The following is a 12,571-nucleotide window of genomic DNA, read 5'->3' on the forward strand; positions in this document are numbered from 1 at the left end:
ATGGCGTGAGTCGTGCTTAAGTAGGTGGACTGATTGGTTGACCGCAGCGCGAAGGACTTGATTCCGGGAATCGCCGATGAAACTTTCCCGGCGACTGTCGCTCGGAATCTAAGTGAGTGCATCCCGGGGCGGATTGCCCGGTGGGGTGGCGACCAGACACAAGCGCGTCCATGGGGCGTAAGGAGAGAGGCTCAATGACGGCTGAAAAACCGACTGAGTTGAGCTACAACCCGCACATGCCGCTGTCGCAGGCGTTGTTGCTGCCGCGTATCGTCATTGAAAACATCATGCCGATCCTTGAAGGTGGACAATTCGCCGTCAAGGCCGTGGTGGGGCAGGACGTGGTGGTGACGGCCAAGGTCTTCGCCGACGGGCATGACAAGCTGGCGGTGCGCCTGCGCTGGCGGGCCGAGGACGAGGATGCCTGGCAAAGCGCGGCCATGAACGACTTGGGCAATAACGGCTGGCAAGGGCAGTTCCGGGTCGACAGCCAAGGCCGTTATCTGTTCTGTATCGAAGCCTGGATCGATCAGTTCGCCAGTTTTTGCCATGAGCTGGAAAAGAAGCATGCGGCGGCAGTGCCCGTCAGTCTGGAATTGCAGGAAGGACGGATTCATGTCCAGCAGGCCGCCGAACGTAGCGAAGGGCTACTCAGCGAGCAACTGGCGGCCTTGCACCATGAACTGTCAGGACTGCTCGAAACCGAGCAGGTCGCACTGTTTTTGCACCCGCGTAGCGCCGACCTCATGGCCCGCGTCAATCATCGCGCCTATCTGAGCCTGAGCCCGGAGTACCCGGTGGATGTCGAACGCGAACTGGCGCAGTTCGCCAGTTGGTATGAATTGTTCCCGCGCTCGATCACCGACAGCCCGACGCGCCATGGCACCTTCAATGACGTGCATACGCGGCTGGCGATGATCCAGGACATGGGTTTCGATGTACTGTATTTCCCGCCGATTCACCCGATCGGTCGCAGCTACCGCAAAGGCCCGAACAACTCGCTGACGGCGGGTCCCGATGATCCGGGCAGCCCCTATGCGATTGGTAGCGAGGAAGGCGGGCACGAGGCGATTCACTCGCAATTGGGTACCCGCGAAGACTTTCGCCGACTGGTCGCGGCTGCTGCGGCCCATGGTCTGGAAATCGCCCTGGATTTTGCCATCCAGTGCTCCCAGGACCATCCATGGCTCAAGCAACACCCCGGTTGGTTCAATTGGCGGCCGGACGGCACGATCAAATATGCCGAGAACCCACCGAAGAAATACCAGGACATCGTCAACGTCGACTTCTATGCCCCCGAGGCGATTCCGAGTCTGTGGTTGGAACTGCGCGACATTGTGGTGGGCTGGGTCGAGGAGGGTGTGAAGATCTTTCGCGTCGATAATCCGCACACCAAACCGTTGCCGTTCTGGCAATGGCTGATCGCCGATGTACGGGCGCTGTACCCCGAGGTGATCTTCCTCGCCGAAGCCTTTACCACCCCGGCAATGATGGCGCGCCTGGGCAAGGTCGGTTACTCCCAGAGCTACACCTATTTCACCTGGCGCAACACCAAGGCCGAACTGGCGACCTACTTCACCGAACTCAACGAGTCGCCGTGGCGAGAATGCTACCGGCCGAATTTCTTCGTCAATACACCGGACATAAACCCGGCGTTCCTCCACGAATCCGGGCGTCCCGGGTTTCTCATTCGCGCCGTGCTGGCGACCATGGGCTCGGGCCTGTGGGGCATGTATTCGGGTTTCGAGTTGTGCGAGTCGGCACCGGTACCGGGTAAGGAGGAATACCTCGATTCCGAGAAGTATGAGATCCGCCCGCGGGACTTCAACGCGCCGGGCAACATCATTGCCGAGATCGCCCAGCTCAACCGCATCCGACGGCAGAACCCGGCGTTGCACACGCATCTGGGCCTGAAGATCTACAACGCCTGGAACGACAACATCCTGTATTTCGGCAAGCGCAGCGCCGATGGAGGCAATTTCATTCTGGTGGCGGTCAGTCTCGATCCGCACAACGTGCAGGAAGCGAACTTCGAGTTGCCGTTGTGGGACATGGGCTTGCCTGACTACGCCAGCACCCAGGGCGAAGATTTGATGAATGGTCATCGCTGGACCTGGCATGGCAAGCAGCAGTTCATGCGGATCGACCCGGCGTACCAGCCGTTCGGGATCTGGCGCATTACTGCCTAGACGCTGAACCTGTAGGAGCGAGCTTGCTCGCGATATCAATTTCGTGGGCAGCCTCTTTGTTGAATGTTCAATTGTCATCGCGAGCAAGCTCGCTCCCACAGAAATCTCATTACGTTTGACTCGTGTGATCAGCCCGGCGGAACTTTCGAACTCACCAGGAGTTTCAAATGGCGAAGAAACCCAAGGCAGCCACGTTCATCAAGGACCCGCTCTGGTACAAGGACGCGGTGATCTATCAAGTCCACGTCAAATCGTATTTCGACTCCAACAACGACGGGATTGGCGACTTTCCCGGCCTCATCGCCAAGCTCGATTACATCGCCGACCTGGGCGTCAACACCATTTGGCTGTTGCCGTTCTATCCCTCGCCACGGCGCGATGACGGCTACGACATCGCCGAATACCGTGGCGTACACAGCGACTACGGCACCATGGCCGATGCCAGGCGTTTCATTGCCGAAGCGCACAAACGCGGCCTGCGGGTGATCACCGAACTGGTCATCAACCACACCTCCGACCAGCACCCGTGGTTCCAGCGGGCGCGCAAGGCCAAACCCGGATCGGCGGCGCGGGACTTCTACGTGTGGTCCGATGACGATCAAAAATACGATGGCACCCGCATCATCTTTCTCGATACAGAGAAGTCCAACTGGACCTGGGACCCGGTCGCCGGCCAATACTTCTGGCACCGTTTCTATTCCCACCAACCGGACCTGAACTTCGATAACCCGCAAGTCATGAAAGCGGTGCTGTCGGTGATGCGTTACTGGCTTGACATGGGCATCGATGGCTTGCGCCTGGACGCGATTCCCTACCTGATCGAGCGCGACGGCACCAACAATGAGAACTTGCCGGAAACCCACGACGTCCTGAAAAAGATCCGTGCGGAAATCGACGCCAACTACCCCGACCGCATGTTGCTGGCCGAGGCCAATCAGTGGCCGGAGGATACTCAGTTGTACTTCGGCGACACCGACAAGAAAGGCCTGAACGGCGATGAATGCCACATGGCTTTCCACTTCCCGTTGATGCCGCGCATGTATATGGCGCTGGCCCAGGAAGATCGTTTCCCGATTACCGACATTCTGCGCCAGACCCCGGATATACCCGCCAACTGCCAATGGGCGATCTTCCTGCGCAACCACGATGAGCTGACCCTGGAGATGGTCACCGACAAGGAACGCGACTACCTGTGGAATTATTACGCCGCCGACCGTCGCGCCCGGATCAACCTGGGGATTCGCCGCCGCCTGGCGCCGCTGATGGAACGCGACCGCCGTCGGGTCGAGCTGCTCAACAGCCTGCTGCTGTCCATGCCTGGCACGCCGACCCTGTATTACGGCGATGAGATCGGCATGGGCGACAACATCTACCTCGGCGACCGCGACGGTGTGCGCACGCCCATGCAATGGTCCATCGACCGCAACGGCGGTTTCTCCCGCGCCGACCCGGCAAGCCTGGTGCTGCCGCCGATCATGGATCCGCAATATGGCTATCTGTCGGTCAACGTCGAAACCCAGGCTGGCGACCCGCATTCGCTATTGAACTGGACCCGGCGCATGCTCGCCGTGCGCAAGCAATCCAAGGCCTTCGGGCGTGGTACGTTGAAGATGCTGTCGCCGAGCAACCGGCGGATTCTGGCCTACACCCGTGAATACACCGGGGCGGACGGCAAGCACGAAGTCATTCTGTGCGTGGCCAACGTGTCGCGCAGCGCCCAGGCCGCCGAGCTTGATTTGTCGGCCTACGTCGGCATGGTGCCGGTGGAGATGCTCGGGGGTAACGCATTCCCCCCCATCGGCCAGCTGAACTTCCTCCTGACGCTGGCGCCTTACGGCTTCTACTGGTTCGGCCTCGCCGCGGAAAACCAGATGCCGAGCTGGCACGTGGAGCCCGCACAGAGCCTGCCGGACTTCACCACGCTGGTGCTGAAAAAACGCATGGAGGAACTGCTCGAAGCACCGTCACGCACCACGCTGGAGCAAAGCATCCTGCCCAACTGGTTGCAGAACCGCCGCTGGTTCGCGGGTAAGGACGCCGCCATCGAACAGGTCGAACTGGCCTATGGCGTGCGATTCGGCGATCCGCAGCACCCGGTGCTGTTCAGCGAGATCAATGTCACCAGCGGTGGCCAGAGCAGCCGCTACCAGTTGCCGTTCGGTTTTATCTCGGAAGATCAGGTCGGTACTCCCTTGCCGCAGCAATTGGCATTATCGCGGGTACGGCGTGGGCGCCAGGTCGGCCTGATCACCGATGCCTTCAGTCTGGACACCTTTGTGCATGCCATATTGCAGGGCATTCAGGCCGGCACCGTATTGGCCTCCAGCGATGGCGACATTCGCTTCGAGTCCACCGCCGAACTGGAAAAACTCGGCCTCAATGCCGAGTCGCCGGTGCGTTACCTGTCGGCCGAACAGTCCAACAGCTCGGTGGTGATCGGCAACAGCCTGGTGCTGAAGCTGATCCGCAAGGTCGCCTGCGGCGTGCACCCTGAGCTGGAAATGAGCGCGTACCTGACGCATGCCGGGTTCAGCAATATTTCACCATTGCTGGGGGCCGTGGTGCGCCGGGACGGGGCGGGTGAAGATAATTTGCTGATGATCGCCCAAGGCTACCTGAGCAATCAGGGCGACGCCTGGGAATGGACCCAGAACAACCTCGAACGGGCGCTTCGTGATGAACTGGCCGACGCCGTGTCCGAGCAGCAACAGCATTACAACGCGCTCGGCGAACTGAAAGATTTCGCCGCTATGCTTGGTCAGCGTCTGGGGGAAATGCACCAGGTGCTGGCGGCGCCGAGTGCCAACCCGGACTTCTCGCCCCAGGTCACTACGCAGAAGGAGGCGCAGGCCTCGGCCAAGGATGTCGCGGCGCAAATCGAGCACGCGCTGAACTTGCTCAAGCAGCATAAAAATCAACTTGGCCCGGCGGACCAGACCCTGGTCGGCCGTCTACTGGACAACAAGAAAACCATCCTTGGCCATGTACAAGCGTTGGGCAAAAAGACCGCGGGCGGCTTGCGCATTCGTGTGCACGGCGACCTGCACCTGGGGCAGGTGCTGGTGATCAAGGGCGATGCCTACCTGATCGACTTCGAAGGCGAACCGGCCCGGCCATTGCATGAACGACGAGGCAAACACAGCCCGTACAAGGATGTCAGCGGCGTGCTGCGGTCCTTCGACTATGCGGCGGCGATGGCGATCAACGTGCAGAGCGTCGATAACACCGCAGCGGCCGATGCCGCGCGCTTGCGGGTCACCGATCGCTACTTGGGCGAAGCGCGGCAAGCATTTGTCGACGCTTATCGGCTGGCGGCAGCTAGTCTTGCCCATGCATGGCAAGATCCCGAAGGCGAGGATGCCGCGCTGGCGTTGTTCGGTCTGGAGAAGGCGGCGTATGAAGTGGCTTATGAGGCGGAAAATCGCCCCGCTTGGTTGCCCGTGCCGTTGCACGGTTTATATGGATTATTGAGTGGGCTTAAACCCTTTTCCGATCTTGGTGGAGAGTAGTCATGAGTGTCTCGAACAAGGAACAGGGTCATCACAAAGAAGTGCTGCTGCCCAAGGCGCGGGATATCGACGCTTTGGTGCGCGCCGAGCATATCGATCCTTTTGCGATTCTTGGCCCTCACGCTGATGGTGCTGGCGGGCAATTCATTCGCGCGTATCTGCCGGGTGCCTTGAGTGTGCAGGTGTTGGCCAGGGATTGCGGACAAGAGCTCGGCCAACTTGAAGCCACAGAGACGCCGGGATTGTTTGTCGGGCATTTCGAACGTGCGCAAGCGTATCTGCTGCGTACCCGTTGGGCCGGCGGCGAGCAAACGGCAGAAGATCCTTACAGCTTCGGTCCGTTGTTGGGCGAAATGGATTTGTATCTGTTTGCCGAAGGCAATCACCGCGACCTCAGCGGGTGCCTGGGCGCGCAACTGACAACCGTGGACGGCATCGACGGCGTGCGTTTCGCCGTGTGGGCGCCAAATGCCCGGCGGGTGTCGGTGGTCGGTGATTTCAACGTCTGGGACGGGCGCCGGCACCCGATGCGCCTGCGTCACCCCACAGGCGTCTGGGAATTGTTCATCCCGCGCCTGCAAGCCGGGGACACCTACAAATACGAGATTCTCGGCGCCCACGGCATCCTGCCGTTGAAGGCCGACCCCGTGGCGTTGGCCACCAGCCTGCCACCGGACACCGCCTCGAAAGTCGCTTCACCGTTGAACATCGACTGGCAGGATCAGGACTGGATGATGTCCCGGGGTGACCGCCAGCGGGTGACGGCGCCGTTGTCGATCTACGAATTGCACGCCGGGTCGTGGCAATGCGAGCTGGACGATCTGGGCGAAGTGGCCCGCCAGTACACCTGGCCCGAGTTGACCGAGCGGCTGATTCCCTATGTCAAAGACCTCGGTTTCACCCACATTGAACTGATGCCGATCATGGAGCACCCGTTCGGCGGCTCGTGGGGTTATCAGTTGCTGTCGCAATTCGCGCCGAGTGCGCGCTATGGCACGCCGGACCAGTTCGCAGCGTTCATCAACGCCTGCCACCAGGCCGAACTGGGGGTGATTCTCGATTGGGTGCCGGCGCATTTCCCCACCGATACCCACGGCCTGGCCCAGTTCGACGGCACGGCGCTGTACGAGTACGGCAACCCGCAGGAAGGGTTCCATCAGGACTGGGACACGCTGATCTACAACCTGGGTCGCACCGAAGTGCATGGTTACATGCTGGCGTCGGCGCTGCACTGGCTCAAGCATTTCCATGTCGACGGCCTGCGGGTCGATGCGGTGGCCTCGATGCTCTACCGCGACTACTCGCGCAAGGCCGGCGAGTGGGTGCCCAACCGCCATGGCGGGCGGGAGAACCTGGAAGCCATCGACTTCCTGCGTCACCTCAATGACGTGGTAGCCCTCGAAGCGCCCGGTGCGCTGGTGATCGCCGAGGAATCCACCGCATGGCCCGGTGTTAGCCAGGGCACGCAGCAGGGTGGCTTGGGCTTCGCCTACAAATGGAACATGGGCTGGATGCACGACTCACTGCATTACATTCAGCAGGACCCGGTGTACCGAGCCCATCACCACAACGAACTGAGTTTCGGCTTGGTGTATGCATGGTCCGAGCGCTTCATCCTGCCGATCTCCCACGATGAAGTGGTGCACGGCAAACACTCGCTGATCGACAAGATGCCCGGCGACCGCTGGCAGAAATTCGCCAACCTGCGGGCCTACCTGAGTTTCATGTGGGCGCATCCGGGCAAGAAACTGCTGTTCATGGGCTGCGAGTTCGGCCAGTGGCGCGAGTGGAACCATGACCAGCAATTGGACTGGTACCTGTTGCAATACCCCGAGCACCAAGGGGTGCAGAAACTGGTGGCCGACCTCAACCGCTTGTACCGCGAAGAGCCGGCGCTGCATGAGCAGGACGACGTGCCGCAGGGTTTCCAATGGCTGATCGGCGATGACGCGATCAACAGCGTTTATGCGTGGTTGCGCTGGAGCAAGGACGGCAAACCGGTGCTGGTGGTGGCCAACTTTACGCCGGTGCCACGCGAGGCTTATCGCGTCGGGGTGCCGTTTGCCGGGCAGTGGAACGAGGTGCTCAACAGCGACTCGTCCATCTATGCCGGTTCCAACTACGGCAACAGTGGCGGGGCGGTTGCCGAGGAAACGCCGAGCCATGGCCAGGCGTTGTCGCTGGTGCTGAATTTGCCGCCATTGGCGGTGTTGATGTTAAGGCCGCAGGGCTGATCCACAGCCGCGTTGCTGCCTTTCATCACCACTCCACCCGAACCCCCAGGTTACCGACTGTTTTCCGTTGTTGGTTGCTGTCGATATTGCTGGTGTAGTCGACTCCGGCGTACATGCTGACCCAGGTCGCAACGCTCAGCACCATACCGATACCGAGGTCGGCGGACGAGGTGCGTTGTTGGGTTTCGACTTGATCGAGATGGTCAAAGGTGACCGTATCGGTACCCGTGAAGGTGTGCCAGATGTTGGCCCGCAGATAGGGTTCCACCGGCCGCCCGCCGACCTCGTAGCGACCCTTCAGGCGTGCGCCGACGCGGCCGGTCCACACACTGTCGGAATCGAACGAGACATGGGAAATACCGTCGTCCTGGCTGTCGAGTTTGACTTTCTGATAAATCGCCTGGGCCTGGGGTTCGACCACCCAGTTACCGGTCACCGGGATCGGGTATCCGACTTCTGCCGATAACGTCGTTATTCTCCCGTTATTGTCGATCTTCAGTCCACGTTCGGAACGATTGTCGCCATTGAGCCAGGTGTACATGGCCACGGTATCGAGATACGCGCCGGCGGGGTTGGTCAGGGTCCAGTAAACGCCAAGGCTGTCGCCTTTCAACTCGACGTTGCCGGAGCGCTTGCCTTCGAAACCCTGATTGAAACCGTCGACATCGCCTTGCAGGCGGCTGTGGCCGATGAAGAAGCCGCTGCGCTGGGTTTGCCCGCCTGCCAACTCTGAGCCGAACAGATCATTGCCGACCTGAAAGCCATTGAGCGAGCCGTCCAGTCTTGGCGTGACGGTGCCGGCCCAGGTCTGCTCAAGGTTCTTGCCGTAGACCCGGCCCCAACCCGCACTCAGCGCACCGGTTTGCGTTAGCAGGCGCTGATCGCCCTGACGGTCATGGAAGGTGCCCAAAGCGGTAAGGCCCAACTGTGCTGCTGCCGGCGGCACCACCGACCAGGTTGGCACCGCCTCGCGATACAGAGGGATTGGTGCGGCGCCGGGTACGGCAGTCGGCAACACCGGGACTTCGACCGTTGCTACCCCTTCAGCCGTTGTGGCCACAACCACTGGTGCAGCCACCGGCACTGCCACGATCGGCACCAGCGTCGGCGGCAAGGCGGGATCAGGGCTGGCGACGGCAACCACTGGCGGTGCCACTACAGAGGAACGCAAATACCAGCTGTTTTCGCTACCTGGTGTGATACCGCCTTTGAACAGGCGGTAATCGAAGGCGCCAACCGACACCGGGGTTTTGAGGGCGAACGCGGTGTTGTCGCTGACTGCCGTGCCTTGGGCCTGTACCAACTGGATACCGTTTTGCCGGGTCAGGGCACCCGCGCCGCCAACATTGGTGACGCTGATCAGGGTGCTGCCGGTCAATGTGCCGTTGTTGACCACCAGCTTGTCGCTGGGAGAACTGTCATCGCCCACGGCACTTTGCAGCAGCAACTGGCCGCCGTTACCCACGTAATTGCCTTCAACCGTCAGGCTGTCATTGGTGCGCGCGTTGCCACCAGTGAGGTCGATGACCCCGCTGTTGTTCAAGGTCGCGAGCCGGCCCGCGGTCAATGGCGTAATGCTGCCCTGCACCGACGTCAGCGTACTGCTGCCGTCGATATTGAATACGCCCGTGCCGCTGGTGCTGTCTCCCAGTTGAAAGTTGCCATCCAGATCAAAGCGCGAGCGGCTGTCCAGTCGGACGGTTTCCCAGTTGACGTACCGGGCCGCGCCCGATGAGGTGGTGTGATCGAAGGTCAGCAGGTCATTGCCGATACCGCCATCGATGCTCGGGGTCGTCGCGAGGTTGCTTTCGGTCAGATTGCGCAAGGCGGCGCGGTCGTCGCCCGCCTGCAGGAGGACTGGCGAGCGGATGATCCCGCCGCCGTCCCAGACCAAGGTGTCATCGCCGTTGCCGGTGCGGATCTCGCCAACGATTTCCCCGCCCGTGATCGTGATGCTGTCGTTGCCGTTGCTGACACTGATATTGCCGCCGATTCGGCCACCGGAAACGATGATGGTGTCGGTGCCTAACCCAGTCACCAGATTGCGTTGGATCTGCCCACCGGACATATCGAAAATATTGTTATCGAGTTTCATGTCGACGCGTTCAATGATGCCGCCGGTCATTCTGGCGACGTCGCCATCCTCGAAGGCACCGACGATAGTGCCACCGGTCATCAGGAAGGTGTCGCGGCCGTCCCCTTGGGCCAGAGACTGAATAGAGCCGCCCGACATGACGAAGTGATCGATGCCATTGCCCTGGCTGACCGCCCCGGTGACTTGCCCGGCGCTGATCGTGAAACTGTCCGCCCCGTCGCCCAGATCCACGACGCCGGCCACGATGCCGGAAGCCATGTTCACAGTATCGGCGCCAGCGCCGAAGGTCACATTGCCGTTGATCCTGCCGGTGCTGTTGGCAGGGAAGGTCAGGGTGTTATTACCGGACAAGTCGGCCAACGGCCCACTGGTGGCGCTGTCGCAGACGAAGTTGTCGTTACCGGTGGTGGGGGTTAGTGTGCAGGCGGCGTCGGCAGCCTGGGGCCAGTAAGCGCATAACCAGATCGAGAACAGGCAGGCGCTGAAACGGTATTTGGGCAGATCTGTCGAAAACTCCATGGTTGCCTCCGCGATGGGGTCAACGTCCGTTCCTTTGGTCGCCAGCAATGGCCAGGACCGATTGCCCCTGACGGCATCGGCAGGGCATCACCAACGTAGCAGGCACCGCTTGAATGTGGCTACTGTCAGAAATAACAGGTGGGGGGCAGTTTCAAAGGAGCAGACGCCTGATGGCCGTGATTCAGAGATGCACTTCCACCGCCAGAGGCAAATGGTCGGACAGGTGCGTCCACGGCTTGTTTCCCAGTATTTGTGGCTCATGGCTGCTGGCGTTGCGCAGGTAGACACGGTCCAGGCGCAGCAAGGGAAACCGCGCGGGGTAGGTTTTGGCAGGACGACCCAGGTGGCGTTCGAAGGCTTCGTGCAAGTAATCGCGGCGGACAAGGGTGGCATTGCCCTGCATCTGCCAGTCATTGAAGTCGCCGGCAATGATCACCGGCGCATCATCCGGCAGGGACTCGAGGAGCTGACAGAGCAACTGCAATTGCAGCTGACGATGGCTTTCCAGCAGGCTGAGGTGAACGCAGATCGCATGCACTTCGCGATGACCTGGCACGTCCAGCACACAGTGCAGCAAGCCACGGCGTTCCGGCCCGGTAATGGAAACATCCAGGTTTCGATACTCGCGGATCGGATATTTCGACAGCAGGGCATTGCCATGGTGACCGTCGGGATAGACGGCATTGCGCCCATAGGCGAAGTCGCTCCACATGCTGTCGGCGAGGAATTCATACTGCGAGGTTTGTGGCCAATCGTTGTAGCGGGAGGAGTGGCGGTCGTGCTCACCGACGACTTCTTGCAGAAACACCAGGTCTGCCGACGTGCTGCGCACCGCTTCACGCAATTCAGGAAGGATGAAGCGCCGGTTGAGCGCGGTAAAACCCTTATGGGTGTTGACCGTCAGCACGCGAAGCCGATGAATCGCCTGTGGCCTGTTCAAGGAGGTCGATTCGGCTGCTTGCTGTTTTGAATGACTGGCCACTTACACTCCTCTGACTCGGGGTTGCTTATGTATGCGACTGATGCGACGACAGGCAGTTCAGTCCGATGGGCTGCGCCGAACCGATAATCGATGATTTCATACCAATACAATTTCATAAGGCAAACGGATACGCTCCAGCAGCGGCCGGGGCAGCAACGGCGCGAGGCCGATGGCCGGTTCGCCGTCCAGTTGGCTGGCGTAGGCATGGGTGGCGTGACTCTTGCGGGCGACGGTCCAGGTATCGAGGCGCACCTTGCGGGCACGGTGCCAGGGAATCAGCTCCCGGTCCCGTGCCGGCCAGTGCCAGGCCCAGAACGGTACGTCGTTGTAGGTGGCCCCGATATTGGCCGCCGCCCTGGCGCTCGCGCGGCCAACCGTGTCGTGGTCGACATTGCCGTCCTGGCGCCAGGTGCTGAACACCACATCACCTGGGCGCAGGTAGCGCGTGATGAATCGGGCGATCTGATCTTCCTGCTCCGCCAGCGCGTTATCGGTAAACCCGCCACGAATCCACTTGAGGCTGTGCATCGGCAACCCGAGTCGGCGTATGGCTTCCACGCTTTCCTGGGGACGAAATACGCTGAGGCGTTTTTCCGACCACTGCTGTGACCCCGGATGGCTGGCGCTGCCGTCGGTGATCGAGATCAATTGCAGCGGGTGGCCCAGGCTACTGAGCAATTGCAGCAGGCCGCCGCAGGTCACGACTTCATCGCCGGGGTGCGGGGCAATGAGCACCGCGCGGGCGCCGGTGGGTACCAGGGATTGGGTGTTGATGACCGGAATGCTGTCCAGTTGCGGGGCGCTGTTCCAGATCTGTGAGGGCAGGCTGACTTCGCTCAGGGAAACGGGTTTCATGGTGGATACGTCCTTGTTCTGCGTCGCCTTCAGTCGTGCATGGGACAAGCCCGGCAGACCCGTGAGGGCTGGTGGATAGCGGCGCGACAAGCCAAACCCTGGATTGCCGCGAATCGAGTATTGCTCATGTAACGCTATTCGTCGCGTCGCGACGTTATCTGGAGTGATATTTCCGCCCTGTGGCCTTA

General features: G+C 60.8%; 6 protein-coding genes. 3 read left to right on the forward strand and 3 right to left on the reverse strand.

Translation table 11 applies throughout. The features are described from left to right. Nucleotides 1-194: 194 nt before the first annotated feature. The 3 genes from AC3WTM_RS22105 to glgB all read left to right on the forward strand — a co-directional run bounded on the left by AC3WTM_RS22105 (nt 195) and on the right by glgB (nt 7,932). The gene (locus tag AC3WTM_RS22105) at nt 195-2,189 is read left to right on the forward strand and encodes an alpha-1,4-glucan--maltose-1-phosphate maltosyltransferase (protein ID WP_102670923.1); all 1,995 of its coding nucleotides are present in this window, start codon (nt 195-197) and stop codon (nt 2,187-2,189) included. Nucleotides 2,190-2,356: 167 nt separating this feature from the next. Continuing rightward, nucleotides 2,357-5,698, forward strand: a complete 3,342-nt coding sequence (gene treS, locus AC3WTM_RS22110; RefSeq protein ID WP_102670922.1) for a maltose alpha-D-glucosyltransferase — start codon at nt 2,357-2,359, stop codon at nt 5,696-5,698. A gap of 2 nt (nt 5,699-5,700) precedes the next feature. Further along, nucleotides 5,701-7,932 carry a 1,4-alpha-glucan branching protein GlgB gene (gene glgB, locus AC3WTM_RS22115; RefSeq protein ID WP_102670921.1) on the forward strand — a complete coding sequence of 744 codons (2,232 nt, stop codon included), beginning with the start codon at nt 5,701-5,703 and terminating at the stop codon, nt 7,930-7,932. A gap of 25 nt (nt 7,933-7,957) precedes the next feature. Here glgB and AC3WTM_RS22120 read toward each other — a convergent pair whose 3' ends face one another. The 3 genes from AC3WTM_RS22120 to AC3WTM_RS22130 form a co-directional block, all read right to left on the reverse strand. Beyond that, nucleotides 7,958-10,546 (reverse strand): autotransporter family protein, encoded by a 2,589-nt coding sequence (locus tag AC3WTM_RS22120; RefSeq protein ID WP_102670920.1) that lies wholly within the window; start codon nt 10,544-10,546, stop codon nt 7,958-7,960. A gap of 181 nt (nt 10,547-10,727) precedes the next feature. Further along, complete coding sequence (locus tag AC3WTM_RS22125; protein ID WP_102670919.1) at nt 10,728-11,528, reverse strand: endonuclease/exonuclease/phosphatase family protein; 801 nt, start codon at nt 11,526-11,528, stop codon at nt 10,728-10,730. Between the two features lie 96 nt (nt 11,529-11,624). Next, a complete protein-coding gene (locus AC3WTM_RS22130; RefSeq protein ID WP_102670918.1) occupies nt 11,625-12,383 on the reverse strand; it encodes a PIG-L deacetylase family protein in 759 nt (252 codons plus the stop codon). Nucleotides 12,384-12,571: the final 188 nt, after the last annotated feature.

It is taken from the genome of Pseudomonas sp. EU05-FHT14B02, from assembly GCF_058791055.1.

Excerpts from the sequence above, each read along its gene's own strand:
- AC3WTM_RS22105 (WP_102670923.1), top strand. The coding sequence starts at position 195 with ATGACGGCTGAAAAACCGACTGAGTTGAGCTACAACCCGCACATGCCG.
- treS (WP_102670922.1), top strand. The coding sequence starts at position 2,357 with ATGGCGAAGAAACCCAAGGCAGCCACGTTCATCAAGGACCCGCTCTGG.
- glgB (WP_102670921.1), top strand. The coding sequence starts at position 5,701 with ATGAGTGTCTCGAACAAGGAACAGGGTCATCACAAAGAAGTGCTGCTG.
- AC3WTM_RS22120 (WP_102670920.1), bottom strand. The coding sequence starts at position 10,546 with ATGGAGTTTTCGACAGATCTGCCCAAATACCGTTTCAGCGCCTGCCTG.
- AC3WTM_RS22130 (WP_102670918.1), bottom strand. The coding sequence starts at position 12,383 with ATGAAACCCGTTTCCCTGAGCGAAGTCAGCCTGCCCTCACAGATCTGG.